This window comes from Ornithinimicrobium sp. INDO-MA30-4 (genome assembly GCF_021535045.1).
Classification (GTDB): domain Bacteria; phylum Actinomycetota; class Actinomycetes; order Actinomycetales; family Dermatophilaceae; genus Ornithinicoccus.
The window spans coordinates 178,436-199,677 of record NZ_CP091056.1 but is presented as its reverse complement, the minus strand read 5'-3'; the positions used below and the strand labels follow the sequence as shown (position 1 = coordinate 199,677).

Here is a 21,242-nt window from a genome sequence, read left to right as displayed (position 1 = left end):
ATAAACCCGCCCGGTATGCGCGCGTCGCCCTGGGCTAAGCCGCGTACCGTGCTCGATTGGCACTGACAGTCACGTCAGGCAGGATTGGCCTTGTGACTATCGACTCGAATCCGATTGCCCGCGACTCGTCCTTGCATTGGTGGCGCGATGCCGTCATCTATCAGGTCTATCCCCGCTCTTGGGCGGATGGCAACGGCGATGGCGTCGGTGATCTGCCAGGCATTACCGCACGCCTGCCCTACCTGCGCGATCTCGGCGTCGATGCGATCTGGATCAGCCCGTTCTACGTTTCGCCGATGGCTGATGCCGGCTACGACGTCGCTAACTACAAGGACATCGACCCGGTCTTTGGCAACCTTGCCGACGCCGACGCGTTGATCGCCAGCGCGAAAGATCTCGGCCTGCGCGTTCTTATTGACCTGGTGCCCAACCACACGTCTGACGAACACGAGTGGTTCCAGGCTGCGCTGGCCGCTGGCCCCGGCTCTCGGGAGCGCGATCGCTACCTCTTCCGCGATGGGCAAGGCACTGACGGCAACGAGCCGCCCAACAATTGGGATTCCGTCTTTGGTGGCGGCGGTTGGGAGCGAATCACCGAGGCTGACGGCACCCCCGGCCAGTGGTACTTGCACATTTTCGACGTCAAGCAGCCCGACCTGAACTGGGAGAACCCAGAAGTCCGCGAAATGTTTCGCGGTGTGCTGCGGTTTTGGCTAGACCGGGGAGTCGATGGCTTCCGCGTGGACGTGGCTCACGGCCTGGTGAAGGCTCCCGGCCTGCCCGATGTCGGGGCGTCAACAAGCTTCAACTATGAGGGCCGCCCCGTCCCCACCAACTCCCACCCGATGTGGGATCAGGACGGCGTTCACGAGATCTACCAGGACTGGCGTCGGGTGCTCGATGAATACAACACGGACGGTGACCCGGCAACAGATCGCATCCTCTGCGCCGAGGCCTGGGTTGAGCCGATGGACCGGTTGGGCCGCTACGTACGCAGCGACGAGATGCACCAGTCGTTCAACTTCCCTTACCTGGACGCCCCGTGGCGCGCCGCTGATCTGCACGAAGTCATCACAGACTCGTTGCGCATTTTGGTGACGTGGGGGCTCCTGCATCTTGGGTTCTGTCTAACCACGACGTGATTCGGCACGCCTCCCGACTGGGCTACCCAGTCGGAGAAGAGCGACCGATTGGCATTGGCGCCGACGATGCGCAGCCCAACGCGATGGTTGGTCTGCGCCGAGCTCGTGCCGCCACCGCGCTGATGCTGGCCTTGCCTGGCTCTGCCTACATCTATCAGGGTGAAGAGCTTGGCCTGCCCGAGCACACCGCTGTCCCCGACGATGTTCGTCAGGACCCGATGTGGGAGCGCTCCGGACATACCTCGCGAGGACGCGATGGCTGCCGTATCCCGATGCCCTGGGTCGGCGGAGAGCCCGCGTATGGCTTCGGCACCGCTGCGGGCACCGACACCTGGTTGCCGATGCCAGAGATTTACGGCGCTTTGGCCGTGGACCGCCAAGAAGGCGTCGCGGACTCAACATTGGAGATGTATCGGACCTTTTTGCGCCTTCGCCGCGAGCACCAGTTGGGCTCCGCGCACCTGACCTGGTCGAGGGGTATGGCGACGACGCTCTGGCCCTACGCCTAAGCCACCAGGACATGGCCGGTGATGTCGTCGTGCTCACGAACTTTGCCGCGGAGGCCCTCGAGTTGCCGGCCGGAGCAACAGTGCTGGCAAGCAGTCATCGGCTGCCGGGCACTGCGCTCCCCAGGACACCACGGCGTGGATTACGACCTGAGCAGTTAAGCCCAGGGTGCGCTGGTCGATGGCTCATCGCCGTCGGCCAGCGCATCTAGCTCACGAGGCAAGTCACGCATGGAGCGAAGCGGGCTGAAGAGCACAGGGATCGAGGCCGCCGCAAATAGAACAACCCCAACCCACAAGGTCGGGACCACACCGAAGATCGTGCCGAATACTCCACCGGTCAGCGCGCCTATGGGGATTGGCCCCCAGACTAAGAACCGAATCGAAGCGTTCATCCGGCCCAGCAGTCGTGGCGGGCAGAGCCGCTGACGAAAGCTCACCTGCACGACGTTGTAGACGACGACAGCCCAGGCGAAGAGCGCCGAGCCAACCATGAGCGTGGCAACAACTGGTGTCAGCCCCAGACTTGCCAGTGGAGTCGCCGCGGCGGCGAAACCCACGGCCAGCGCAGTCAGCGGGATCGATCGCCCCTCACCAATCCACTTGGAGAGCGGGGCAGCACTGACGGCGCCCAACAGACCGCCAACCGCCCCGACGGCCAAAATAAGACCGAAGGTGGACGGTGAAAGCCCAAGGGTCCTCAGGATAAAGATGGCGAAGGCTGCATCCCAAAACCGTTAGCGAAGTTGCTGATGCCAGTGCAGGTGGTGATGCGCACCAACAACGGGTGTTTGAACACAAACTGAAGACCCTCGCCGATCTCTCGCTTCAGACTACGGTCAGGCTTGGCCTCCTGCTTGACCTCGACGGTCTTCATCTGCGACACGAAGAGGCTCGAAGCGGCCATGCAGATCGAGGTGACGATCAGCGTTAATGGCCCGCCGATCACACCCACAAGGGCGCCGCCTGCTGCAGGACCGGCCACCCCAGCCACCTGGTTTGTGGCTGAAAACTTGCCGTTGGCATCACTGATTTTGTCGCCATCAACCACGAATGGCAGGAACGACTGGTTGGCGACCTCGAAAAAGACGGTGACGATGCCGACCACAAAGCTGATGGCGTAGATGTGCCACATGGCCAGCATGTCGAGCCACCACAGCATGGGGATGCCTAGCAGCAAGACCGACCGGATGAGATCGCCGAAGACGATGACCGGTCGCTTAATCCATCGGTCAATCCACGCGCCAGCGAGCAGGCTAAAGAGCAGGAAGCCGATCATCTCGGTGGCGTTGAGCAGACCCATCTGAAAAGTCGAGGCACCCAGATCGTTGATAGCGATGATTGGGATCGCGATCCCAATCAAATGGATCCCCAGAACGCTGACCGTGTCTCCAGCCCACAACAACCGGAAGTCACGGTGGCGCAAAGGAGGTCGACGCAAGCATCCAGTAAGACTATGGCGCGGTCCCGTGGCCTCGGCCTGGGCGCGCCGAAACGCAGGGCCGTGACCCTAGCGGGTCAGGACGTGCCCTCGTGGCGTGCTCAGCCGGCGCCAGGGGCCATTGCTATGCACAGTCGCTGCCTGCCCTGGAGTCAAAAAGCCCAGGGAGTATGCGGCGAAGGCGGCGGCTGCGGGTGTGCCCTGCGATCCAGTCATGGCCACGCCCCACACTCGCTGACGCAATGCAGCGACAGCGGCGGCACCGGCCACATCGGGAGTGCCGTGCGCTACGGCAGTGATCCCTTGGGTTGCCACCTCCTTGAGGAGTGCAGAGTCGATCTCTTCGACCGGCTGCCAACCACTACGCGGCGGGGTCAGCGCGGTCCACGCCGCGGGGACCTCTTGCGGGGGCACATCGACGGTGGCTGAGACGGAGCCGACGCTGCTGCGTCGGGCGAAGCGATCCGCTAAACCGGCCAAGGGCACCGTGGTCTCAAGCGAGTGTTCACCCATCAACGGCATCACCCGCAGCCCCAAGGTGAGGCCTTGATTAGTTAAACCTTGGCCGGGCAGGACTCGCACCCAGGAAGCCAGCACTTCGCCCATCGCTTGCAGGCGGATGGCGCCGTCTGCATCGACATGCTTCGCGCGTCCGACAAAGGTGCCGAAGTCTTGCACGGACTCCAGGTCGCTGAAGGTCAGGTCACGATTCACGAGGTCCTTTTCGCTGCACGACGCGCACCGGAGCGGCTGCGCAACGCGGCGGGCTCCCCCATCCGGGCCCTGAGGGCTTCACGCTCGGGCGTGCCCAGCCGCCGGGGGTGCCCTCGTTGAGGTTGTAGGCCACGAGGGTCACTTCAGCCAACGCGTAGGTGACGTCATTGTCTGGCTGCTGCACGGCATACCCGAGATCGAACGAGGCTCCACTGATGCGGCTACACCAGACCCTGATTCGGGCTGGCTGATAGTTAAAGTTCAACGGCGCGAGGTAATCGATCTCTTGACGCGCGACCAACAGGCCATCGTCGATCAGGTTGCGATCGTGGCTGAACCAGTCACGCAGGGCATAGACCCGGGCCTCTTCGAGCAACCTGACAAATTGCACATTGTTGACGTGGCGGTATGCATCCATGTCAGACCAACGGATCGAAATGTCCACAAAATAATCACCAAACGACATACGCCCATCCTGTCAGTCGGTCAGCGGTGTTACGCACCACGCTGGGTAGGGTGGTGCGGTGACTCTCGATAATCCCATTGATGACCTGCTCGACGTCCTTGACCTCAAACGGGAAGGCTCGACCACCATTCGAGTGACTTCCCCAGACGGCAACACCCAGGACCTCGGGGATTCTGAAGGTGACGTGTTTGTGGGGCGCAGTCAGCCGCAGCCGATTGGTCGGGTTTTCGGGGGCCAAGTCCTGGCTCAATCGGTCATCGCGGCAGGCCGCACCGTTGCAAACGAAGGTGCGGGCGATGGCAGTCGGCGCATCCACTCGCTGCATGGCTACTTTTTGCGCCCCGGCGATGACCAACGACCGATTAACTTCCTGGTGGAGCGGATGCGCGACGGAGCATCCTTCTCCGCCCGTCGAGTGCACGCCGTTCAAGACGGTCGGCTATTGCTGTCAATGATCACCTCGTTCCAAGACCAGGCCGAGGGCCTTGAGCACCAAACCGAGATGCCGACCGTGCCCGGCCCTGACAGCCTGAAATCGGACGCTGAGGTCTTGGCCGGCATCGACCACCCCGCAGCCAAGCACGTCGTGCAGCGCCGAGCGATCGAGATCAAGCACGTTGAGGGGTCGCTCTATTTGGAGCCCTCTGACAAGGTCGCGGAGCAGCATGTCTGGTTCCGGGTGCCTCGCGACATCGGTAACGACCCTTGTTGCATGCTGCCGTGCTCGCATATTCATCGGACTACAGCCTGCTCGAGCCAATCTTGCGCAAGCACGGCCTGGTGTGGGGAGACCCCCGGCTGCGGCCAGCCAGCCTCGACCACGCGATGTGGTTCCACCGTGAGCCCCGTGCCGACGACTGGATCCTCTATCGCCAGGCCTCACCGTCGGCACAGAACGGCCGCGGACTTGGGCATGGTCTGATGTTTAGTCAAGACGGCACCCTCATGGCGTCAGTTGCCCAAGAGGGCATGGTCCGGGTCAAGGAGTAGGTCCAGCTTCCGAGCCGCTCGTGTCGAGCCCGCTGCCGCGTCGCTAGGCGGATGCAGCGGTCGATGCCTCGGCTAGCGTCATCAACTGGCGCTGCGCCACGAACTCTCGTGGTTCGCCATTGATCGGATCGATGAAGGCGAGCCGGTGCGCCAAGAGTTGCAGGGGCCGGGTGAAGTCATCGCCAGGCCCGGCCTGGGTGCCATAAAGCGGGTCACCCACGATGGGCGCGCCCTCGCCAGCGAGGTGGGCCCGCAGCTGATGAGTCTTGCCCGTGCTCGGCATCAATCGATACTGCGCCAACCCATCAGCGACGCCGACGACGTCAACATCGGTGACAGCGTTCGGCTCACCTGCGACGATCCGGGTGCGATGATCGCCGCGGACCCGCTCTAATCGATTTTCGATCCGCAACGGCATCAGCCGATCCATCAGCGGCGCGGTCGCCTGATACTCCTTGGCCACCTGCTGGCGGGCGAAAAGCTCTTGGTATGCGCGGCGCGCCTGTGGCCGCAAGGTCAGGAGGAGGACACCTGAAGTCAGCCGATCTAGCCGGTGAGCAGGAGCGATGTCTTCAAGACCATATTTGCGCCGCAACTGCACCACGGCCGTCTGGACGACATGAGAGCCGCGCGGCATCGTGGCCATAAAAGGTGGCTTGTCGACCACGACGATGTTGTCATCGCGATAGAGGATGTGGATCTCGCCCGGCACTTCGATTTCATCAGGCACGTCTCGATAGAGGAAAACCAACCCGCCTGGCAGGTATGCGGTTTCCCGATCAACGACAGAGCCGTCGGCTAACAACACTTCTCGATCAGCCAACCGGCGCGCCACCACCTGGGGATCGCCGGTGACTGATTCAAGAAAGGCGACCACAGTTGGCTCGGTCCGACCTGGGGGCATACGCACCCTGGCCGGACCGAGTCCATCACGCGTCGGCAGCGGCGGTGGTCGCTTGGGTCGCCGTGCCATCTGTGCTGGTAGTGCTTAGTCGCGGGTCAAGCGCCGGTGGGTCACACGGTGCGGACGCGCTGCTTCGGCACCCAACCGCTCAACCTTGCTTTCCTCATACGCCGCGAAGTTGCCCTCAAACCAATACCAGTTATCGGGGTCTTCATCCGTGCCTTCATAGGCCAGGATGTGCGTTGCGACGCGGTCCAGGAACCACCGGTCGTGGCTGATGACCACAGCGCAGCCCGGAAACTCCAGCAGAGCATTTTCCAGCGAGCCCAAGGTCTCAACATCGAGGTCGTTAGTCGGCTCATCGAGGAGCAGCAAGTTGCCGCCCTGCTTGAGCGTCAGAGCCAGGTTTAGTCGGTTGCGCTCACCACCGGAGAGGATGCCCGCCTTCTTTTGCTGGTCTGGGCCCTTGAAGCCAAACTGCGAGACATAAGCACGCGAGGGGATCTCAACCTTGCCGACCTGGATGAAGTCGTTGCCATCAGAGACAACCTCCCAGAGCGACTTGTCAGGGTCGATGCCGCCACGGTTCTGGTCGACGTAGGAGATGTTGACCGTGTCGCCAACCTTGACCATGCCGTCATCAGGCTCTTCGAAGCCGACGATGGTCTTAAAGAGGGTCGTCTTACCGACACCGTTGGGACCAATCACGCCGACAATGCCGTTACGCGGAAGCGTGAACGACAGATCGTCGATGAGAACACGGTCGCCAAAGCCCTTCTTGAGGTCCTTGACCTCAATGACCTGGTTACCCAGGCGCGGACCAACGGGGATGGTGATCTCTTCGAAGTCCAGCTTGCGAGTCTTTTCTGCCTCGGCAGCCATCTCTTCGTAGCGACTCAGTCGCGCCTTGTTCTTGGTCTGCTTGGCCTTGGCGTTAGAACGAACCCACTCGAGCTCCTTCTCTAGGCGCTTAGCCAGTTTGGCGTCCTTCTTGCCCTGGACCGCCAACCGCTCGCGCTTCTTCTCCAGGTAGGTGGAGTAGTTGCCCTCATACGGGTAGAGACGACCACGGTCGACTTCAGCAATCCACTGAGCGACGTTGTCCAGGAAGTACCGGTCGTGAGTCACGGCGAGAACAGCGCCGGGGTATGCGGCAAGGTGCTGCTCGAGCCACTGCACACTTTCAGCGTCAAGGTGGTTAGTCGGCTCGTCCAGCAGCAGCAGATCTGGCTTGCTGAGCAGCAACTTGCACAACGCCACGCGGCGACGCTCACCACCGGAGAGGTTGGTGACAGGCAGATCGCCTGGGGGCATTGCAGAGCGTCCATCGCCTGCTCCAACTGGGAATCCAAGTCCCAGGCGTCTTCGGCGTCGATCGCTTCTTGCAGTTTGCCCATCTCGGTCAACAGCGCATCAAAGTCAGCGTCGGGCTCGGCCATCAACTCAGAGATCTTGTTGAAGCGGTCGATCTTTGCCTTGATCTCACCGACGCCCTCTTGGACGTTGCCCAACACAGTCTTTTCTTCGTTCAGAGGCGGCTCCTGCAGGAGGATGCCCACCGAATAGCCAGGCGTTAGACGGGCTTCACCGTTAGACGGCGTGTCCAATCCGGCCATGATTTTGAGGATGGTCGACTTACCAGCACCGTTCGGCCCCACCACGCCGATCTTGGCGCCTGGGTAGAAAGACATGGTCACGTCGTCGAGGATTACCTTGTCACCGTGCGCCTTACGCGCGCGGCTCATGGTGTAAATGAACTCAGCCATGCCCTAAGGCTAGCCGCCGGTGACGCACTCAAGAGAATCGTCACCGGCGGCTGCGAGCCACCGGGCCCAGGGCAGCCCCCGCGGGCTGTGTCATGGATCCTGCTCAATGCTCTGCGGGTGCTCAACTGCGGCGTCGTGTGTCTCTTGGTCATCGCCGGATTCGCTGCCGTCACCGCCGTTGACCTCCGTGTCGAGCCGGTCGCGGCCGACCGAAGCCGAGCGACGCCGCTTGTTGAACTCGCTCGTCCCGAAGGTGAGATCGGGCCCGATATTGGTGGCGTCGATCTGCACGGTCGTGCCTTTGCGTTCGCCGTTCTCCCAGTCGTGGACGCGTAGCCGCCCATGGACGACAACCGGGTCGCCTTTCGCAATCGAGTCGAGCACGTTTTGCCCCAAGGCTCGGAAGGCAATCACCTCATAGAAGTTCGTGCCCATGGGGACGATGTCGCCCTTTGCATCTCGCTTTACGCGGTTTTGCGCCACTCCGAACACTGTGAATGGCGTGCCCGTCTCCCTGCCTGCTCTGGCCTGCGGCTCCCTGTGACGTTGCCCGTGACCGTGATGAAACTGTCGTTCATGTTGTGCCACCCTGTGATCATCCTGCCCCTCGGTGAGGCTGGTGCAATCACCCTCCTGCAAGGGCACGGACACAAACATCCCGCCCCGTCATTCGTGGAGAACCTACGAAGACGAAGCGGGATGTGGATAGACACCTATGAAACGGCGGATTCCAGTTGCTGGCGAGTCTGCCGGTGGCGGTCCAGGACCGTCGTGACGGGCACTCGAATGTGCTGTTTGGCCACCTTGCCGACGGACTCATCCATCCGCTTCTCGACTAATGCACGCCTGCGTTTGGCTCCGGCGCCAGCCATCGCTCTCGCGATCATCGCGAGCAGCAGACCAGCCAGAATGCCTCCCACGAACAACACCGCCGGTATCGGCAACGGACCCCAGGTCGGCACCCCAATGTCCATTTGCAGCCATCCGATGACACCGATGGCAGCAAGCCAGACGAAACCAACAACCGTCGCAACGGCTAAGACAAACTGCAGGAAGCGGAACAGCGACCACCAGAACGGGTTGCCAGCGCGCAGCGAGGTCCCAAAAACGGCCTGGTCAAGCCCATCAGCAAGGCTCGAATCATCCGGGCTTGCAGCCCTAGACACAGCGTCGGCCCACAGCGGAGGCAAGCCCTCGCTAGCCCGATCCGCGACTCGTCGGCTGGCCAACTGCACGGCCGATCTAGCGGCCGGTGTGGGCGGTGGCAGCGAAGAACGCCCCAACACGGCGCGGACATCGGATGGGCTGATACCCGAACTACCAGCGCGGTCATCGCCCAAACGCAGGCGTTTGAGTGGGTCCGGGCGCAGCGCCGACAACCAACGGCTGAACGGCCAACCGGTGTTGAGCTTGCTCTGAATCAGGTATTCCTTTGCACCGCGTCCAGGACGACGGGCACACCGGCGGCCTGTTTGAGCGCGGTCAACAAGTCATCGGAGACCACATCGGAGCTGGCGATTTCGGTCTCCCCGACCATGCTCAGCATGCTCGTTGCGCTCGTGCGCAGGTCACCCACCAGTCGGTTCTCCGCGGCGTTGCGCTCTGCGACCACAGAGCCAATGGCTTGCCGGACATCTGAGACGCCCAGCCCCATCCGGGCAGAGGTGCCATAGATAGTGAAATCTCCGGCGCCATCCGCAGCGACCAGTGCCTTCAAGTCATCCTTGATCCCTTCGACACCGCCCTCTTCGGAGACTCGATCGATCTGGTTAAGCACGACCATCATGACGGTCTCGTGCTCTTTGAGTGCCGAAAGGTAGTCCTCGTGCAACCGGGCATCCGCATACTTTTGCGGATCGGTGACCCACACGAAGACGTCGGAGCGCTCCAAGACCCGATCAGCCTCGACTCGGTTGGCGAGTTCGCGAGAATCGAAGTCGGGGAGGTCGATCAAGACGAGGCCGTCCAGATCGCTCTGGTCGCCGTCGGCCGAAAGGTGATGGCGCTGATTGACGCCGAGCCAGTTCAGCAGGTCTGTCGCGTCCTCGTCGCCCCAAATCGCCGCCGTCGCGCGTGATGTGGTGGGTCGGCGAGCACTGATATCGGCGACGGTGTGACCAACCAACTGGTTAAACAAGGTGGACTTGCCCGACCCTGTAGCACCGGCCAGGCTCACCACGGTGCGCCCGCCCTTGAGCGCCCACCGCTCGCGGACCTTTGCCACGACCCGTTGGCCAGCGATGGCGGCATCGGAGATTAGCTCCGCGCCACCGGTCTCAATCGCCTCTTGGAGTTGATCGGCTCGCCAGGTCAGCGACTCCGATCGGGATCCCGTGCTGCGCCGGGGGCTCATCGCGCTCCTTCAACATCCACTGCTGCCGAACGCACAGCGTCAACTGCTGCCCGGGTCAGTGGAACTTCGTCAATCACTTCGTCAAAACGCTGGCGCTCGGCCAGCAACAACTCTTCGGTCCGGCTCAACAGGGCCTTACGCGCCTTCTTGGACATCTCGCGCACGGCCTGATCACCAAACACTGCTTCTAGTAGGCGTTGGGCAAGCACGGCTGATCCACCCGCGATCGCCACCTCACCACCAACCAAGGCCCCACCTGTTGCGCTAAACACCAGCAACATCAACATGACCGCCAGGCCATTGACCCCGAAGGCCAAATAGCGCGCCGTCGTGCGCCTCTTGCCTGCTTCGGTGCGAATCATCTCGAGAATTTCGCCTTGCCAGTCCCGGATCATTCGCTCGGTGCGCTCTTCCAAGTCTGGCGCAGCGCGTTGCAACTCCGGGTGTGCCTCAACCAAAGCAGGGCCACCAGGGTGGTCTTCCAGGACCGGGCAGCCGTGCTGCTCGCGACCTGAGTATGCGAGGTCACCAGGGCGGCCACACCACTTGAAGCGCCTCCCCCAGTGGCTCAGCGCTGATCTGCTTGCCAGTAATGAAGGAGGTCAGGCGATCACGAACCCGTGCAATGCCGACCTCGATCTGGCGCAAAAACTCACCGGTGCCGACCAACTCTTGCCACCGGGCCAAGACTTCACCGCGCAGCAGCGAGCCATCGGCAACGCCAGCCTCAATCCCCTTCTGCGCGTCTTGGTAGGCAGAACGGGCCAACGAGTGAAGGTGCTCTTGGGCCTCAACCTGGCGGTCGGCAGCGGCAGTGACATCCGCCGTGCGGTCTGAGAGGGAGGCCAGCGCTCCGGCTAGGGTCCGGCGGATCACCACCGATCGGGCTCGCGAGTCACCTGCTAGCGAATGCAGCCAGCCCGTTAACCGCGCCGTGTGCTTGGCGGCGATCATCTTGTCGGCGTCGAGGTCGACCTCGGGGATCGTGAAGATCGGCGATTTGTCCAAGCCTTGCTCACGCAACATCTGAGACAGGTGCAGTCGCACCTCCTCCATCGCCTCCGGCGGCACGCGGTCAAGAACAACGGCCACTGCCGTGCCACGCTCGAGGCTTGCCTCAACAAGTCCCACGGCACCGCGTCCGCATACCGAGCAGCGGTCGTGACAAAGAGCCAAAGATCGGCGGCCGACAACAATTGCCGAGAAAGACTGCGATTAGTTTGGACGACTGAATCAATATCGGGGGCATCGAGTAATGCCAAGCCCGCCGGCAATGTCTCTGATTCGACCAATCGCACCGAATTGGGATCGTCGACATCAATCGCGTCACCGGTGGCCCGGGCAAGCTCAGGCAGGATCCGCGCGTCGGTGAACCACGCGACGTCGTCGGGGTGGTGCACCAGCACAGACGCGCGGGTCGTCGGCCGCAGCACGCCGGTGCGAGTGACGACCTCGCCAATGACGCTGTTGACCAGTGTCGATTTGCCGGCTCCGGTAGACCCGCCAACGACGCAGAGCAGCGGCGCGTCGAGCGAACGCAGCCTGGGCAAAACATAGTCGTCAAACTGCTGCAGCAGCGCCGACCGGGATTGCCGGGCTTGGTCCACTTCTGGCAGGTCAAGCGGGAGACGGACAGCCCCCATCGCTACCCGCAGTCGCTCGACCGCAGGCAGCAGCTCAGAATTGGTCTCAATCTCCGTCACAGGGCTAAGCGTGCCCTGTCCGCGCCCGGTATCCAAAGCGAACCGCCGTCGTGAGGGCAACCACTCTGACTAGGCAAAGAGGCCCTGACCAACCCATTCGTCTTGGGCGGCACCCGGTGGGACCGCAAAGAGAGCCGATCCGGTGTGTTGCAGGTACTCCATCAGACCGTCTTGGGCTGACATGCGCGTTTGCATCGGGATGTACTGAACTTCTGGGTCTCGGACAAAGGCGACAAAGAATAGCCCTGCGTCTAACCGGCCCAATTCGTTGCTGCCATCCGTGAAGTTATAACCCCGACGCAACATTTGAACGCCATCGTTCTGACTCGGATGCGCTAGTCGCACATGCGAATTGGTAGCCATCAGAAATTCACCGTCGCCGCCCTTGGCCTCGAAGTCTGGCTCAGTGAACTCAGTGCCGCCAGAAAGGGCGCGCCTTCATTGCGGTCACGGCCAGTGATGAGCTCCTGCTCGGCCAGCGAGGTCCGGTCCCATGTTTCGATGGACATAGAGATGCGCCGGGCCACGAGATAGCTGCCGTCCACCATCCACTCAGCCTCAGCGTCATCACCGGCGGCAACCCACACGCTCTCGTTCACCACATCTGTCTCTTCAGATTTGATGTTGGCGGTGCCGTCCTTGAAGCCAAACAGGTTTCGCGGCGTGGTCTGAGCCGTCGACGTCGACGAGGTGCGGCCAAAACCGAGTTGTGACCACCTCAACGAAGCACGACCAAAAGCGATGCGGATAAGTTGCGGATTGCGTGCACTGCCACTTGGGATCATCTGCACACGCCTGTATGCAGAGGTCACCGTCGCTGCGGTTCTCCTGCAGAGCATCGGCCGGGAAGTGCGGCAACCTGTTGAGCACAGCAGGCTGCCGCTCGGCCAGGCCAAACCGATCCTCGCCAGACTCATCAACAAAGAGAGACGGGCCAAACCCAAAGGTCAGCGTGAGCCCAGAGGCGGGCAGCCCGATGGCTTCGCCGGTGTCGGCGGGTGGAGCCTCATAAGGCAACGGTCCGCCGACGCTCTCCCCTGCTGTCATCGCCGCGGCCGCCTGAGTCCACTCTTGAAGCAACTCGATCAGAGCGTCGCGGTCGCTCGTGGCGACATCAAATGCGGCAAAGTGCATCCGGTCTTGGGCGGGGGTCGTGATGCCGGCTTGGTGCTGGCCATAAAGTCATACTGATCGGCACCGGATCCAGCGCCAACGGCCTGGTCATCGTCGGACTGGCCCACCGCATACCCGCTGGCGACCCCAACGCCGACGCCTGCTGCGCCGACGCCGAGGGCACCAACTAAACCTCTCCTGCTAACCCCTTTGTCACTGCAGGACAGCCGCCGTGACCTGGGATAGCGGCTCAGAGAGTGCATTCACGGCGTCGGAAAGCTCCTTGACCTCTTCCGTGGAGAGCTCGGTGTAGAGCACGAACCCTTCACCGTCGCGGTGCTGGTCCAAGAGTGCCTGCAACTCGTCGAAGCGCTCAGCGACCTCGGCGTCCAGTGCTGGGTCCTTGGTCTCCAAGATGGGGCTCAGGCCCTGCCATGCAACACGTGCGCCATCAACGTTGGCCTGGAAGTCCCACAGGTCGGTGTGCGACCAGATCTCTTCCTCCCCGGTGACCTTGCCGGTCGCGACCTCGTCCAACAGGCCCTTTGCCCCGTTGCCGATCTGGTCTGCGGTGAAGGTCATGTCACGCGTGCGGTCGTACAGCTCTTGGGTGTCCGAGTTCAGCTTTTCCGCGAGCGCCTCACGACCAGCCTGGTCAAGCGCCTCGTAGTCACCGTCCTCCGGTGGCCACAGGTCCTTCTCGATAGCGTGCCAGCCGGTCCACTCTTGGCCCGGCTCAAGGTCTGCTTCGCGCAGGTCCATGGAGGGTCTAGGGTCACCGAAGGACTCGGCAACCGTTTCGATGCGCTCCCAGTGCAGGCGCGCTTCCGGGTAAAGCTCGCGCGCCGCGTCATCGTCACCAGCAACGTACAAAGCAGTGAACTCTTCGGTGTCGGCGAGCAACTGTTCTGTCTGATCGCGAACGTAGGCGCCGTACTGCTCGTCAGCTTGGGCCACCAATTCGGCGGAGTCTCCGCTGGCCGCCATCTCTGCACCGGAGTCGGTCACGGTGAACGCAGCCTGGATGCCGTCGCCCACCATGCCCGGCTTGCAGGCCGTGAAGTAGTCACCGGCGGGAGCCTGCACGACGAGGTCACGCGACAAGCCCGGCCCGATGTTTTCGACTTCACCGATGATGCGCAGTTGGTCTTCCCCGAGCAGATAGAACTCAGTGACCTGTGAGCCGTCGTTGGTGACGTTGAAGGTCAGCGTCCCCGAGCCCGTCTCGGCGGCTGAGAGTTCGCAGGCATCGTCGGTGGCTGAGACGGCGATCGCGCCAGAGTCGCCGGTCGAAGCACCATCACTCGTGGTTTCGGAGTTATCCGTGCACGCTGTCAGCGTCAGCGCGAGGATCGCTGAGCTAGCAAAGAGGACGCGTTTCATCGCGGGCCTTTCAAGATGAGGATGAAGGTTATTCAGACTGCGACGGTGTCGCGCTGTGGTGCGGTGGCTGTCGTCGCAGGCGCAGACGGCAAGCGCGTTCGTTTCAGGAAAAGCACCAGCACTGGGATCAGGTATGCGAAGTAGGCGATAACTTCAAGCACCGTCATGGCTGGGGCAATGTTGAAGATGCCCTTGAGTAAAGTCGCCGTGATCGAGGTCGGAGCCAGCGTGTCGGAGACGTCGAAAGCCAAGTTGTGCAGGCCCGGCAGGATGCCTGCTTCTTGTAGGTCGTGCACCGCGTAGGCCAGCACACCAGCAGCAACGAAAACCAACAAAACACCGCTGACCCGGAAAAACTTGCGCAGGTCAATGCGAATGGCGCCGCGGTAAAAGAGGTAGCCCATGACCACCGCGGTGAGGATGCCCAGCAGCGCGGCGATCAGCGGGGCCGCGGTTGAGCCATCGGCAGTCCCAGCTGCGGCCCGCGAGGCAGCCCAGATAAAGAGCGCTGTTTCGAGGCCTTCGCGACCAACGGCAAGTGCGGCAACTAAGACAACCGCGCCGTGGCCCGATGTTGCCGCGTGGTCGACAGAGTCCCGCAAGGTGGTGCTCATCGTGCGAGCGGATTTGGCCATCCAAAAGATCATCCAGGTGACGAAGACCACGGCAACGATGGACAGCGAGCCGCCAATGGCTTCTTGGGCGGTGAAGGTTAAACCCTTGGTCCAAACGTCAGGATCGCGCCAAAAGCAAAGAGACAACGACGGCCAGGCTAACGCCGGCCGTCACCGACGGCAGCAGGTGCCTCCGGTCAGATTTGACCAAGTAAGCCACCAGGATCGAAACGACAAGAGCCGCTTCGAGGCCTTCACGGAGGCCAATCAGGTAGTTCGCGAGCACCAGAAGCACCTTCAACTCGGCGATGGCAAGGTTAGGCTGTCCTTGCCCGGACGCTTTAAAGGTACACGAGGCTTGCGTTAATCCAAATAGCCCCCGCGATCCGCCGCTTCTGCCTGCCCATGACCTGTCCCGGCTGCGGCAGCGACAACTCGCGAGTGCCCCCGGCAGGACTCGAACCTGCAACCTACGGATTAGAAGGCCGTTGCTCTATCCATTGAGCTACGGGGGCCGAGAAAGAGTCTAAGCCCGACTACCATCGGCGTCATGGAAGACCCATTGGCACAGTTGCGCTCGGAGATCGACGAAGTGGATCAGGCGATGCTTGACCTGTTGGGTCGACGCCTCGAACTCGTGAGCCAAGTTGGCGAAGTCAAGGGGAAACATGGCCTGCCGATCTATGCGCCCGATCGCGAACAGGCCATGATCAACGCGCGCCGTGCCCAGGCCACAGCCAAGGGCATCCCACCCGACCTGATCGAAGACGTGCTGCGCCGCTGCATGCGGGAGGCCTACGTCCACGAAAAGAACATGGGCTTCACCCAACAGGCCCCCGATTTGGGCCCGGTTGTCATCGTTGGTGGCGCCGGTCGGATGGGCGCAATGTTTGGCCGGATGCTGACGCTGTCTGGCTATGTCGTGCGCATCTTGGACCGCGATGACTGGGACCGTGCCGCAGACATCGTTGAGGGCGCCGGGCTGGTGCTGGTGAGCGTGCCGATCCACCAAACCGCAGACATCATCAAGGCGCTTCCCCGCTGCCGGCCGACTGTCTATTGGCTGACCTCACCTCCACGAAGGCTGGCCCAGTCGCCGCCATGCTGGAAGCTCACCCCGGCCCGGTCCTGGGTTTGCACCCGATGTTTGGCCCCGACCTAGAGTCGTTTGCCAAGCAGGTTGTGGCTGCCAGCGTCGGCCGCAACCCCGAGTCCAGTCAATGGCTGCTCGAGCAGATTCGCCTTTGGGGTGCTCGGGTGCACGAGGTCAGCGCCAAGGACCACGACGCCGAGATGGGCCTGATCCAGGCGCTGCGCCACTTCTCAACCTTCGCCTATGGCTCACACCTGGCCTCCGAGGACCGCAGCCTCAGCGAATTGCTAGCCCTTTCCTCCCCATTTACCGCCTGGAGCTCATCATGGTGGGGCGTCTCTTTGCGCAGAGCCCTGAGTTGTACTTCGACATCATCACGGCCTCCACCGACAACTTGGAGCTCATCGAGCGCTACCACCAACGCTTCGGCGAGGCCATCGCCCTGCTCAAGGCTGGAGAGTCCGAGGCGTTTATTGAGCGATTCAGCGAGATTGGCGAATGGTTCGGCTCGTATGCCGGGCGCTTCCTTGATGAGTCACGCTCGCTCCTGGCCCACGCCGACTCCACCCGCTGACTCGACGCGCTGGCTTCAGAGGGCGGGAGCAGCAGTCGCGGCGCTATTGGCGCCCTGCACGAAGGCCTTGCGGTGAGCCACCAGCGAGCGCAGCAGCACCCGTTCACGTTCGCGCCAGTGTGGGTCTCGGTCGCCCCGATGCAGGTGTTCAGCGGCTATCGCCAACTCTGCGGATTCGTCTTGGAAGGCCCGCATAGCGCGCGCCCCGGCCTGCCCGTACTGTTTTTTGGCCCAAATCCGTGCCTGACGTCGTTGGTTCGGCGAAATCAACATGGAGACCTCGGACGGGGTAAACCACCCGTTCATCCCGTATTCGGTCAGCCGCTCTCGCATCGTCCGCGACTCAAGGGAGCGGGCGAAGATGACAACAGCCAAGAAGCCCAAGAACAGCGGGACCTGGATGACCAAGTAGAGGACAAACCAGATGTCTAAGGCAGCACTGGCGTTCCAGACACTGTGAATGGTGACCGCAGCCGCATACCCAAGGATCGGGACGGGGAAGTAGATCCTGCGGCGCCGATGAGCCAAGAGGCCAAAAGCGATCCCTAGGCAGACGGTGAACATTGGGTGGGCAAATGGAGTGGCAAGGCAGCGAACCACGAAGGTCCCGACGAGGCCAGCCTGACCCAACTGTTGGTAGTTACTACCCAGATAGAGGATGTCCTCGACGTAGGCAAAGCCGATCGCAATCACCCCGGCATACGCAATGCCGTCAACCACACCGTTGAACTCACGCTTGGCAAAAATGAAGATCAGCAGCAGACCAAGACCTTTGAAGAACTCCTCAACAAGTGGGGCCTCAAAGACCAGCAAGAAGTAGTCAGGTTCCACGCCCATGTTCAACAGCATGTTTCGCACGGCGCCACCGACCACGAGGCTGCCAGCCGTTGAAATCAGGGCACCCCAAAGAAAGGCAAACCACATAATCCTTGCTGGCTCCGCTTCGAGGCGGTCAACCCAGAGAAAGACCGGCAGGACGATGCCGATGGCCACAGTAGAAATCACCAGGCCAAGCAGAGTGCCCTGGATACCGATGCTCACGGTGAACGACCACGAGAGGAGGAATGCAGACATCGCAAAAGCGGTGACGAGGACAGCCAGCACCATGATGTGGCGCAGCCCCGGGCGTCCGGTCACGTTTGGCTCCACGGGCGAAGCCACAGCCTGACTCACTGCGCAACCCAAATCGACATGGAGCCACCCTAACGATTCCCAGCCGTTGAACAGGCCAGTAGTCTGTTGCGGTGACTTCTCAAGCATCTGTACGCGGGGCCCAGGACTGCATGGTCTGGATTGACTGTGAAATGACCGGCCTCGACACCATCAACGACGCGCTGATCGAGGTGGCCGCGCTCGTCACCGATTCAGACCTCAACATCCTGGGTGATGGTGTGGACCTGGTGATCCGCCCTCCCGAGGAGGCGCTGGAGCAGATGACTGACTTTGTCCGCGCCATGCACGTGGAGAGCGGTTTGCTCGACGTCCTGGAGCAGGGCACCACGCTGGAAGACGCTCAAGCCCAGGTATTGGCCTACATCAAGGAATGGGCACCTGAAGGCGGCAAGGCTCCCCTGGCAGGCAACACCGTCAGCACGGACCGGGTGTTCCTCGCCCGTGACATGCCCGAGCTAGAGCGCCACTTGCACTATCGGATCGTCGACGTGTCCTCAATCAAGGAACTGTCGCGCCGTTGGTTCCCCCGCGCGTACTTCTCCTCGCCCAACAAGACCGGTGGGCACCGCGCCTTGGGTGACATCCAAGACAGCATCAACGAACTTCGCTATTACCGCGAGGCTGTCTTCCAGGAGCAGCCCGGGCTAGAGACTGCAGCCTTGCGCGAAATTTCAGCCAAGATCACGGACTGCTAGACCGCCGCGCCCCGATTCTTCGTATGAGAAAACCCCGCCTGGCTTGAGCCGGACGGGGTTTTTTCTTTGGGTGAACGACGGGACTTGAACCCGCGACATCCGCCACCACAAGGCGGCGCTCTACCAACTGAGCTACGCCCACCATGATGCTCAGAATCTTGAAAAGATCTCCGAGGCAACGCGGATCATCGTACAACTTTTGTGGCCCGACTAAAAACCAGGCCGCTCGGCACTGCTAGTCGCTCTTGCCACTCCTGCGTTCAGCGGCCGCGTTGATCCGGATTTTGCGCATTTCGCGGACCTGCGCAGCCTCCTTGGCTTCCTTCTTTCCACGCCACTCGCGTCCCGCAGTGGCAACTGCACGCGTTCTTCAGCGGCAACACCCGCCTGCAACTCGCGGCTGCGCTCCAACTCGACGTCGAGTTCGGCGCCCAAGATCAGCACGATGTTGGTGATCCACAACCAGAGCAATAGCACGATGGCGCCAGCGAAGGCTCTGTAGGTGCCGCCGTACGAGGCGAAGTCGCTGGAGACGTAGGCACCGAAGCCCAAGGTCGCGATAGCCCAGACGATGATGGCGAAGGCCGAGCCTATGCTGACGATGCGAAACTTGGGTCGCACGTTTGGTGTGCCCCAATAGAGCAAAGCCACCAAGACCATCACCAGCAGGACGACGACGGGCCACTTGGCCAGACCCCAAATCTGCACGGCACTGTCGCCCAGGCCCACGACCGAGCCAATCGCTTCAGCGAGCGAACCACTCAGCACCAGCGCGCCAGCAATCAAGATCACGACGAACATCAAGATCAACGTCAGCAGGAAGGTCCACGGGCGTAGTTTCCAAATCGGCCGGCCTTCCTTGACGTCGTAGACCCGGTTCATCGTCCGAGAGAAGCCGTTGACAAAGTTAGAGGCCGAATACAACGCACCGAGCAGACCAATGGCGAAGGCCAGGCCCGCTCCCGGAGTCTCTTGAAGGTTGGACACGAAGGTCTCAACCGGCCCAAGGACACTGTCGGTTGCTCCCATCTCTTTAGCCACATCAAGCAGAGCTTGGGTGGTCTCACGGCCGTTGCCGAAGATGCCGAGCAGCGAGGTGAACGCCAGAATCGCTGGGAACAGCGACAGCGTTGCGTAGTAGGTCAGCGACGCCGATAGATCTGTCCCGCCGTGGGCGACAAAGTTTGCACTGCTCGCTTAAACGAGTTCAGCAGGTTCGGCTTGGCTGTCTCTGGTCGTTGCTCTTTGGTCCGCGAAGTCACTGGCCCAGTGTGCCGCACAACGGCGCTGGTCGAAGACCCGGCACCCCGACACTGCGACATTTGAACGATGCTGAAATGAGAAAAGGCCCAATCCTCAAAGGGACCAGGCCTTTTCAATGAGTGCGCCAACAGGGACTCGAACCCCGAACCCGCTGATTAAGAGTCAGCTGCTCTGCCAATTGAGCTATTGGCGCAACAGAGGAAGACATTAGCACCCGCCGAGGGCTGCGCAAAAACGAGCGCCCAACCGTGCCCGAGGCGAGCAAATGAGAGAGGATGTCGAGCATGCGAGCCCTCGTAAAGACAGCGGCGCAAGCCGGTCTTGAATTGATTGATGTCCCCGAACCCACCCCGGGCCTGGCGAAGTGAAGATCCGCGTTCTGCGGGCCGGCCTGTGTGGCACTGACCTGCACATTGAAGGTTGGGATGCGTGGACAGCGTCCATGTTGAAACCGCCGTTGACCATTGGCCATGAGTTCTACGGCGAGATCGTCGAACTCGGCGATGGTGTCCCCTTCGGCGAGGGCAAGTATGACTTTGCCGTCGGCCAGCGGGTCTCTGCCGAGGGCCACGTGATTTGTGGCGTATGTCGCAACTGTCGGGCCGGCCGTCAACACATGTGCGTTCAAACCTCGAATCTTGGCGTGAATCGCGATGGTGCGTTTGCCGATTACGTGTGCGTCCCGCATACCAACGTCTGGACCCAGCCCGACGACATTGACCCAGAGTTGGGCGCGGTCTTCGACCCGCTCGGCAACGCCGTGCACACGGCCCTCAGCTTTCCGATGGCTGGCGACGATGTGCTGATCACCGGCGCGGGCCCGATTGGCGTGATGGCCGTCGCAATCGCTCGTCACATCGGCGCCCGTTACATCGTGGCCACCGATGTGTCCGACTATCGCCTCAGCCTGGCGACAGCGGCCGGTGCTGACCGGGTCGTCAACGTCTCCCGCGAGCGCATCGCGGACGTGCAAGAGGACTTGGGCATGGCCGAGGGCTTCGACGTGGCCCTCGAAATGTCCGGCAACCCGGCCGCGATGACCGAGCTCATCGACAACTGCACGCACGGCGCCAAGATCGCGATGCTTGGCCTGCCCAAGGAGCCGTTCGCCATCGACTGGGGCCCGGTCATCACACACATGCTGACGATTAAGGGCATCTATGGCCGCGAAATGTATGACACGTGGTATCGGATGACGTTCATGATGCAGACCTCCCCAGAGCTGCGCGAACGCATCCGCGCCGTGATCACCCACCGATTCCCCGCCGACCAATGGCAAGAAGCATTCGCCACTGCCCGCTCTGGCGAGTGCGGCAAAGTCATTCTGGACTGGAGCCAAGGAGCCCCTC

The 21,242-nt window shown here is 61.9% G+C and carries 22 protein-coding genes, 3 tRNA genes and 5 pseudogenes; 8 read left to right on the top strand and 22 right to left on the bottom strand.

Annotation, left to right across the window (positions count from 1 at the left end; genetic code table 11):
• The first annotated feature begins 92 nt into the window (after nucleotides 1–92).
• Complete coding sequence (locus L0A91_RS19405) at nucleotides 93–1,142, top strand: alpha-amylase family glycosyl hydrolase (protein ID WP_397333762.1); 1,050 nt, start codon at nucleotides 93–95, stop codon at nucleotides 1,140–1,142.
• Nucleotides 1,139–1,651 (top strand): hypothetical protein, encoded by a 513-nt coding sequence (locus L0A91_RS19400; RefSeq protein WP_397333761.1) that lies wholly within the window; start codon nucleotides 1,139–1,141, stop codon nucleotides 1,649–1,651. Before L0A91_RS19405 ends, L0A91_RS19400 begins: the two co-directional genes overlap by 4 nt.
• Before the next feature lie 155 nt (nucleotides 1,652–1,806).
• Here the strand turns inward: L0A91_RS19400 and L0A91_RS01105 are convergent, their stop codons facing one another.
• The 4 genes from L0A91_RS01105 to L0A91_RS01090 all read right to left on the bottom strand — a co-directional run bounded on the left by L0A91_RS01105 (nucleotide 1,807) and on the right by L0A91_RS01090 (nucleotide 4,269).
• Nucleotides 1,807–2,310: a hypothetical protein gene (locus tag L0A91_RS01105; RefSeq protein ID WP_235245488.1), complete on the bottom strand. Its 504-nt coding sequence runs from the start codon at nucleotides 2,308–2,310 to the stop codon at nucleotides 1,807–1,809.
• 38 nt (nucleotides 2,311–2,348) lie between these two features.
• Nucleotides 2,349–3,074, bottom strand: coding sequence for an MFS transporter (locus L0A91_RS01100; protein ID WP_235245487.1), 726 nt, complete (start codon nucleotides 3,072–3,074; stop codon nucleotides 2,349–2,351).
• A gap of 84 nt (nucleotides 3,075–3,158) precedes the next feature.
• Nucleotides 3,159–3,803: a hypothetical protein gene (locus tag L0A91_RS01095; RefSeq protein WP_235245486.1), complete on the bottom strand. Its 645-nt coding sequence runs from the start codon at nucleotides 3,801–3,803 to the stop codon at nucleotides 3,159–3,161.
• Nucleotides 3,793–4,269: a thioesterase family protein gene (locus tag L0A91_RS01090; RefSeq protein WP_235245485.1), complete on the bottom strand. Its 477-nt coding sequence runs from the start codon at nucleotides 4,267–4,269 to the stop codon at nucleotides 3,793–3,795. The genes L0A91_RS01095 and L0A91_RS01090 overlap by 11 nt, the downstream gene beginning before the upstream one ends.
• A gap of 58 nt (nucleotides 4,270–4,327) precedes the next feature.
• On the opposite strand from L0A91_RS01090, the pseudogene L0A91_RS19395 reads away from it, so the two are divergent.
• Together L0A91_RS19395 and L0A91_RS17960 are read left to right on the top strand one after the other, a co-directional pair.
• Nucleotides 4,328–4,678 (top strand): annotated as a pseudogene (locus L0A91_RS19395) (acyl-CoA thioesterase); the annotation flags it as partial.
• A 311-nt stretch (nucleotides 4,679–4,989) separates the two neighbouring features.
• Nucleotides 4,990–5,259 (top strand): acyl-CoA thioesterase domain-containing protein, encoded by a 270-nt coding sequence (locus L0A91_RS17960; protein ID WP_311197917.1) that lies wholly within the window; start codon nucleotides 4,990–4,992, stop codon nucleotides 5,257–5,259.
• A 43-nt stretch (nucleotides 5,260–5,302) separates the two neighbouring features.
• Here the strand turns inward: L0A91_RS17960 and L0A91_RS01080 are convergent, their stop codons facing one another.
• The 13 genes and pseudogenes from L0A91_RS01080 to L0A91_RS01025 all read right to left on the bottom strand — a co-directional run bounded on the left by L0A91_RS01080 (nucleotide 5,303) and on the right by L0A91_RS01025 (nucleotide 15,610).
• A complete protein-coding gene (locus L0A91_RS01080; RefSeq protein ID WP_235245484.1) occupies nucleotides 5,303–6,136 on the bottom strand; it encodes a pseudouridine synthase in 834 nt (277 codons plus the stop codon).
• Between the two features lie 111 nt (nucleotides 6,137–6,247).
• Nucleotides 6,248–7,929 (bottom strand): annotated as a pseudogene (gene ettA / locus L0A91_RS01075) (energy-dependent translational throttle protein EttA).
• A 90-nt stretch (nucleotides 7,930–8,019) separates the two neighbouring features.
• Nucleotides 8,020–8,586 carry a single-stranded DNA-binding protein gene (locus L0A91_RS01070; RefSeq protein WP_235245483.1) on the bottom strand — a complete coding sequence of 189 codons (567 nt, stop codon included), beginning with the start codon at nucleotides 8,584–8,586 and terminating at the stop codon, nucleotides 8,020–8,022.
• 56 nt (nucleotides 8,587–8,642) lie between these two features.
• Nucleotides 8,643–9,308, bottom strand: coding sequence for a hypothetical protein (locus L0A91_RS01065; RefSeq protein ID WP_235245482.1), 666 nt, complete (start codon nucleotides 9,306–9,308; stop codon nucleotides 8,643–8,645).
• A gap of 41 nt (nucleotides 9,309–9,349) precedes the next feature.
• A complete protein-coding gene (locus tag L0A91_RS01060) occupies nucleotides 9,350–10,282 on the bottom strand; it encodes a GTPase (protein WP_235245481.1) in 933 nt (310 codons plus the stop codon).
• A complete protein-coding gene (locus L0A91_RS01055) occupies nucleotides 10,279–10,740 on the bottom strand; it encodes a hypothetical protein (RefSeq protein ID WP_235245480.1) in 462 nt (153 codons plus the stop codon). Before L0A91_RS01055 ends, L0A91_RS01060 begins: the two co-directional genes overlap by 4 nt.
• A gap of 67 nt (nucleotides 10,741–10,807) precedes the next feature.
• Nucleotides 10,808–11,308 (bottom strand): hypothetical protein, encoded by a 501-nt coding sequence (locus tag L0A91_RS01050; RefSeq protein WP_235245479.1) that lies wholly within the window; start codon nucleotides 11,306–11,308, stop codon nucleotides 10,808–10,810.
• A complete protein-coding gene (locus L0A91_RS01045) occupies nucleotides 11,233–11,985 on the bottom strand; it encodes a dynamin family protein (protein WP_235245478.1) in 753 nt (250 codons plus the stop codon). The genes L0A91_RS01050 and L0A91_RS01045 overlap by 76 nt, the downstream gene beginning before the upstream one ends.
• Before the next feature lie 69 nt (nucleotides 11,986–12,054).
• Nucleotides 12,055–13,361 (bottom strand): annotated as a pseudogene (efeB, locus tag L0A91_RS01040) (iron uptake transporter deferrochelatase/peroxidase subunit).
• Nucleotides 13,312–14,481 carry an iron uptake system protein EfeO gene (gene efeO / locus L0A91_RS01035; protein WP_235245477.1) on the bottom strand — a complete coding sequence of 390 codons (1,170 nt, stop codon included), beginning with the start codon at nucleotides 14,479–14,481 and terminating at the stop codon, nucleotides 13,312–13,314. The pseudogene efeB and the gene efeO overlap by 50 nt, the downstream one beginning before the upstream one ends.
• A 32-nt stretch (nucleotides 14,482–14,513) precedes the next feature.
• Nucleotides 14,514–15,242, bottom strand: a complete 729-nt coding sequence (gene efeU, locus L0A91_RS01030) for an iron uptake transporter permease EfeU (RefSeq protein WP_311197916.1) — start codon at nucleotides 15,240–15,242, stop codon at nucleotides 14,514–14,516.
• Nucleotides 15,214–15,381, bottom strand: coding sequence for an FTR1 family protein (locus L0A91_RS17955; RefSeq protein ID WP_311197915.1), 168 nt, complete (start codon nucleotides 15,379–15,381; stop codon nucleotides 15,214–15,216). The genes efeU and L0A91_RS17955 overlap by 29 nt, the downstream gene beginning before the upstream one ends.
• Before the next feature lie 156 nt (nucleotides 15,382–15,537).
• Nucleotides 15,538–15,610: transfer RNA gene (locus tag L0A91_RS01025), tRNA-Arg, on the bottom strand.
• A gap of 35 nt (nucleotides 15,611–15,645) precedes the next feature.
• Between L0A91_RS01025 and tyrA the strand changes: the two genes are divergently transcribed.
• Complete coding sequence (tyrA, locus tag L0A91_RS01020; RefSeq protein ID WP_235245476.1) at nucleotides 15,646–16,257, top strand: chorismate mutase; 612 nt, start codon at nucleotides 15,646–15,648, stop codon at nucleotides 16,255–16,257.
• On the opposite strand, the gene L0A91_RS01015 is transcribed toward tyrA, so the two are convergent.
• Complete coding sequence (locus L0A91_RS01015; protein WP_235245475.1) at nucleotides 16,254–16,415, bottom strand: hypothetical protein; 162 nt, start codon at nucleotides 16,413–16,415, stop codon at nucleotides 16,254–16,256. The two genes, tyrA and L0A91_RS01015, sit on opposite strands and share 4 nt — an antisense overlap.
• A gap of 98 nt (nucleotides 16,416–16,513) precedes the next feature.
• Here L0A91_RS01015 and L0A91_RS01010 point away from each other — a divergent pair, with 98 nt between their 5' ends.
• On the top strand, nucleotides 16,514–16,762 hold the full coding sequence (locus L0A91_RS01010; RefSeq protein WP_235245474.1) for a hypothetical protein: 249 nt from the start codon (nucleotides 16,514–16,516) through the stop codon (nucleotides 16,760–16,762).
• Between the two features lie 15 nt (nucleotides 16,763–16,777).
• Here L0A91_RS01010 and L0A91_RS01005 read toward each other — a convergent pair whose 3' ends face one another.
• Nucleotides 16,778–17,899 carry a PrsW family intramembrane metalloprotease gene (locus L0A91_RS01005; protein ID WP_235245473.1) on the bottom strand — a complete coding sequence of 374 codons (1,122 nt, stop codon included), beginning with the start codon at nucleotides 17,897–17,899 and terminating at the stop codon, nucleotides 16,778–16,780.
• A gap of 146 nt (nucleotides 17,900–18,045) precedes the next feature.
• Here L0A91_RS01005 and orn point away from each other — a divergent pair, with 146 nt between their 5' ends.
• Nucleotides 18,046–18,630: an oligoribonuclease gene (gene orn / locus L0A91_RS01000; RefSeq protein ID WP_235246674.1), complete on the top strand. Its 585-nt coding sequence runs from the start codon at nucleotides 18,046–18,048 to the stop codon at nucleotides 18,628–18,630.
• A 69-nt stretch (nucleotides 18,631–18,699) separates the two neighbouring features.
• Here orn and L0A91_RS00995 read toward each other — a convergent pair.
• From L0A91_RS00995 to L0A91_RS00985, 3 genes and pseudogenes are all read right to left on the bottom strand, one after another.
• Nucleotides 18,700–18,772, bottom strand: a tRNA-His gene (locus L0A91_RS00995).
• 68 nt (nucleotides 18,773–18,840) lie between these two features.
• Nucleotides 18,841–19,803, bottom strand: a pseudogene (locus L0A91_RS00990) (YihY/virulence factor BrkB family protein); the annotation flags it as partial.
• Nucleotides 19,804–20,013: 210 nt separating this feature from the next.
• A tRNA-Lys gene (locus tag L0A91_RS00985) sits at nucleotides 20,014–20,086 on the bottom strand.
• A 91-nt stretch (nucleotides 20,087–20,177) separates the two neighbouring features.
• Between L0A91_RS00985 and tdh the strand changes: the two are divergent.
• A pseudogene (gene tdh / locus L0A91_RS00980) lies at nucleotides 20,178–21,229 on the top strand (L-threonine 3-dehydrogenase); the annotation flags it as partial.
• Nucleotides 21,230–21,242 lie beyond the last annotated feature (13 nt).

Bases quoted from the DNA above. Each gene is read 5' to 3' on its own strand.
- L0A91_RS01050 (WP_235245479.1), bottom strand. From the start codon at position 11,308: ATGTTGCGTGAGCAAGGCTTGGACAAATCGCCGATCTTCACGATCCCC.
- L0A91_RS01060 (WP_235245481.1), bottom strand. From the start codon at position 10,282: ATGAGCCCCCGGCGCAGCACGGGATCCCGATCGGAGTCGCTGACCTGG.
- efeO (WP_235245477.1), bottom strand. From the start codon at position 14,481: ATGAAACGCGTCCTCTTTGCTAGCTCAGCGATCCTCGCGCTGACGCTG.
- L0A91_RS01010 (WP_235245474.1), top strand. From the start codon at position 16,514: ATGGTGGGGCGTCTCTTTGCGCAGAGCCCTGAGTTGTACTTCGACATC.
- L0A91_RS01070 (WP_235245483.1), bottom strand. From the start codon at position 8,586: ATGTTTGTGTCCGTGCCCTTGCAGGAGGGTGATTGCACCAGCCTCACC.
- orn (WP_235246674.1), top strand. From the start codon at position 18,046: ATGGTCTGGATTGACTGTGAAATGACCGGCCTCGACACCATCAACGAC.
- L0A91_RS01090 (WP_235245485.1), bottom strand. From the start codon at position 4,269: ATGTCGTTTGGTGATTATTTTGTGGACATTTCGATCCGTTGGTCTGAC.
- tyrA (WP_235245476.1), top strand. From the start codon at position 15,646: ATGGAAGACCCATTGGCACAGTTGCGCTCGGAGATCGACGAAGTGGAT.